The 3635-nt window shown below is 71.7% G+C and carries 3 protein-coding genes; 1 reads left to right on the top strand and 2 read right to left on the bottom strand.

Going from position 1 to position 3635, the window contains the following annotated elements; translation table 11 throughout:
• Nucleotides 1-168 precede the first annotated feature (168 nt).
• Both ACSJJR_RS08360 and ACSJJR_RS08355 read right to left on the bottom strand, forming a co-directional pair.
• Nucleotides 169-1167: a sugar phosphate isomerase/epimerase family protein gene (locus ACSJJR_RS08360; RefSeq protein WP_435942335.1), complete on the bottom strand. Its 999-nt coding sequence runs from the start codon at nt 1165-1167 to the stop codon at nt 169-171.
• A 45-nt stretch (nt 1168-1212) separates the two neighbouring features.
• Nucleotides 1213-2415, bottom strand: coding sequence for a Gfo/Idh/MocA family protein (locus tag ACSJJR_RS08355; protein WP_435942336.1), 1203 nt, complete (start codon nt 2413-2415; stop codon nt 1213-1215).
• 237 nt (nt 2416-2652) lie between these two features.
• Here ACSJJR_RS08355 and ACSJJR_RS08350 point away from each other — a divergent pair.
• A partial coding sequence (locus tag ACSJJR_RS08350) for a LacI family DNA-binding transcriptional regulator (RefSeq protein ID WP_435943042.1) occupies nt 2653-3635 on the top strand: 983 nt, incomplete at its 3' end.

The following is a 3635-nucleotide window of genomic DNA, read 5'->3' as shown; positions in this document are numbered from 1 at the left end:
GCGCCCCGCGCTCCCGCTGGGAGCGCGGGGCGCCGCGGTGGCCGCCTCCGGCCCCGCGCGACGGTGCCCTGAGGTCGCTCGTGGGAGACGTCCTCAGGGCACCGGGGCCCGGCTTGCCGACTTCAGCTGCTGGCCGGCTTCAGCTGCTGGCCGGCCGGGGCGGGCGGCTCACAGGCCGGCGGCGGCCGCCAGCAGGTTGGTGGCGGAGATGGTCAGGCCCTCGACGTTGCCGTACTCGGCGTCCTCGTGCTCGATGTTGACGTTCATGTCAGGGTCGGCCTGCGCGATCGCCGCGAGGAACTCGGTCCAGTAGGCGGTGTCGTGGCCCAGGCCGAAGACGACGAAGCGCCAGGCGGGGTCCTGGGGCCAGGCGTTGCACCAGTAGCCGTAGGCCACCGGGACCTTGCCCTCGGCCTCGGCCGGGACGTGGCCGAAGTCGGTGTCGAGCACGCCGCGGTAGGCGACGCCCGGGAAGATCTTCGTGTCCTTGGCGTGGACGTGGCCGATGAGGCTGCCCAGGCGCTTGGTGGCGGCGATGGGGTCCATCTGCTGCCAGAACAGGTGGGAGGGGTCCATGTTGACGCGGATGTTGGTCGCGCCGGTCTCCTCCACGAGGCGCTCGAAGGAGGGGACGTTGAAGACGAGGTTGCGCGGGTGCAGCTCGAGGCAGACCTTGACGTCGTTGTCGCGGGCGAGGGCGTCGATCTCCTTGAAGAAGGGCACGACGACGCTCCACTGGTAGTCGAGGATCTCCATGTCGATGCCGTTCCAGGGATTGACGACCCAGGTGGGGTACCTCGCCGTCGGGTCGGTGCCGGGCGTGCCGGACATCGTGACGATCTCCTTGACGCCGAGCAGGCCGGCGAGCTCGATCGCCTTGCGGATGTCCTCGGCGTGCTTGAGGCCCTCGTGGGGCAGCGGGGAGGTGGGGTTGCCGGAGGTGTTGAGGCCGGACAGGACCATGCCCTTGTCCTGGAAGACTCCCAGGTAGTCCTCGCGGGCAGTGGCAGAGGCGAGCAGGGAGTCGACGGGGCAGTGGGGCGAGGGGATGAAGCCGCCGACGTTGACCTCGGCGCCGGTCAGGCCGGCAGCCTTGAGGGTGTCGAGGGCCTGGGGCAGGCTCTGGTCGCCGAGGCAGGCGGTGTAGGCGCCGTAGGTCAGTGCCATGGTGGTGTCTCCTGTGGTGTGGCGGGTGGGTGTGAAGGACGGGGCTCAGAAGCAGGACACGTCCACGGTGGCGCCGCCCTTGGCGGCGGACTCGGCGACCGCGGCGGCGATGCGCATCTCGCGGTAGCCGTCGGCGAAGGTGGCGCAGCGCGGGAGGGACTCCTCCTCACTCACGCCGGCGACCTGCTGGAGGAAGGCGTAGGCCTGGTAGGTGAACTGCTCGATCTGGGTGGCGCCGACGCCGCCGAAGGCCATGGAGGAGCCGCGCGCGAAGTAAGGGAAGGTGGGGTTGACGAGGACCTGCCGGGGGCCGGCCAGGCCGGCGGGGGCGCTGGCGTCGTCGAGGAGGATCTCCCCGGTGCGGGCGAGGTCCCAGTAGGCGCGGCCGCGTGAGCCGTGGACGTCGATCATCATGGCGTTGGGCATGTTCCACGCGATGCGCGAGGCGGAGAAGGAGCCGATGGCCCCGTTGGCGAAGTGTCCGGTGAAGGTGGCGACGTCGTCGTTGGTGACCTCGGCCATCTCAGCGTCGGAGACGTCGAGGGCGGTGCCGCGGGTGACGTGGCCGGCGGCGACGGGACGCTGGGTGATGAGCGTGGCCAGGGCCCCTCCGGAGACGGCGACGAGAGAGCCGCAGATCGTCTCGGCGGTGTCGATGAGGTGGGAGCCGACGTCGCCCAGGGCGCCCGAGCCCATGGGGCCGGAGTAGCGCCAGGCCATCGGTGTGCTCGGGTCGCAGCCGTAGTCGCACCAGTAGCGGGCGTTGATGTGGCTGATCTCGCCCAGGTGGCCGGTCTCGACGAGCTTCTTGATCTCGGCGACGGCGGCGTTACGGCGGTAGGTGAAGCCGGTGGAGGTGACGACGCCGGGGCTGGCGGCCTCGGCCTCGGCCATGGCCTTGGCGTTGTCGAGAGTGTCGGCCAGGGGCTTCTCGCACAGGACGTGCTTGCCGGCGCGGATCATGGACTCGGCGATCTCGCGGTGCAGGGCGTTGCCGACGACGATGGAGACGATGTCGATGCTCGGGCCGTCGGCGATGTCACGCCAGTCGGTGACGGCCTTCTCGTAGCCGTAGCGCTCGGCGGCGTCCGTGGCGAAGGGCTCGTAGGCGTCGGCGATGGCGGCCAGGCGGACCTTGGGCAGGCCAAGGTCGAAGACGGTGCCGACCTGCCTCCAGGCGTTGGCGTGGGTGGTGCCGGCCATGCCGGCGCCGATGACGGCGACAGCCAGGGGTGCGGTGGTGGTCATGGTGGTGTCCTGTCCTCGGTGACGTGGGTGACACGTGATTAACGCGCGTTAATCGCGTGTGGAAAGTCTCTCCCCACCTCCCACGTATGTCAAGACGTGGGAGGTGGGCTCAAACCGCACCCCACCCGCCGTGTGGGCGCGCCCCGGGCGCACGTGGCACGATGCTCGTGCCGGCCCGCGCCGGCGCACGAGGACTAAGTGACGTGGAGGACGGCGGCGGTGGGCTCCCGGGGGCGTGTGACGATCTCGACCGTGGCGCGCCGCGCCGGCCGCTCGATCTCGACGGTCTCCGCCGCCCTCAACGGTGGTCCCGGCGTCTCCGAGGCCACACGGGCCGAGATCCTGGCCATCGCCCGCGAGCTCGGCTACGTCGCGGACCCCGCGGCACGTCTCCTGCGGGCCCGGCACACCGGGGTCATCGGGGTCAGCTACCTGCCCAGCCAGGCCTTCCAGGTGGCCCTCGTGGACGGTCTCTACGCCGCCGCGGCCCGCCATGGACACGTGCTCAGCCTCGCTGCCGCCACCCCCAGGCACGGCGAGCGCCAGGGCGTCGAGGAGCTGGTGCGCGAGCGCTGCGAGGGCATCGTCGTCGTTGACTCGCGTATCAGCACCACCGAGCTCATGCGGGCCTCTGACGGGATCCCCCTTCTCGCCCTGTGCCGTGAGTCCCGGGCCCCGGGTGTGGACATCGTGCGCTCGGACGACGCCCACGGTGTCACCGCGCTCGTCGACCACCTGGTGTCAGCAGGCCGCAGCTGCCTGGTCTACGTCGACGGGGCCGACGCGCCCTCCTCGGGGCTGCGCGTCGCCGCCTTCCGCCGGGCGCTGCGCGCGGCGGGCGCCACCGGGCGGGTCGTGCCCGGCGGTGACGACGAGGCCGCCGGCATCGCGGCAGTGACGGGGCTGGTCCAGCACGCCGGCCTGCCGCAGGCCCTGCTGTGCTTCAACGACCACGTGGCCATCGGTGCCATCCTCGAGCTGCGCAGGCGGGGGCTTCGCGTGCCCGAGGACGTCGCCGTCGCGGGCTTCGACGGCATCGCGACCGCCGGCCTCAGCGCCATCGACCTCACCACGGTGCGCCAGGAGGTCGATGTCATCACCGAGCTGGCTGTGCGCCACCTGGCCAGCCGCCTGGCCTGTGCCACCGAGCCCCCCGTCACCGGGCTGCCACCGGGTGCGCGCCGCGAGGAGCGGGCCGACGGCGCCTCGGCCTTCATCGT

The sequence above is a fragment of the Actinomyces sp. W5033 genome (assembly GCF_051303165.1).
Note: the sequence above shows the minus strand (reverse complement) of the source record. Positions and strands in the feature narration are given on the sequence as shown.

Bases quoted from the DNA above. Each gene is read 5' to 3' on its own strand.
- ACSJJR_RS08360 (WP_435942335.1), bottom strand. From the start codon at position 1,167: ATGGCACTGACCTACGGCGCCTACACCGCCTGCCTCGGCGACCAGAGC.
- ACSJJR_RS08355 (WP_435942336.1), bottom strand. From the start codon at position 2,415: ATGACCACCACCGCACCCCTGGCTGTCGCCGTCATCGGCGCCGGCATG.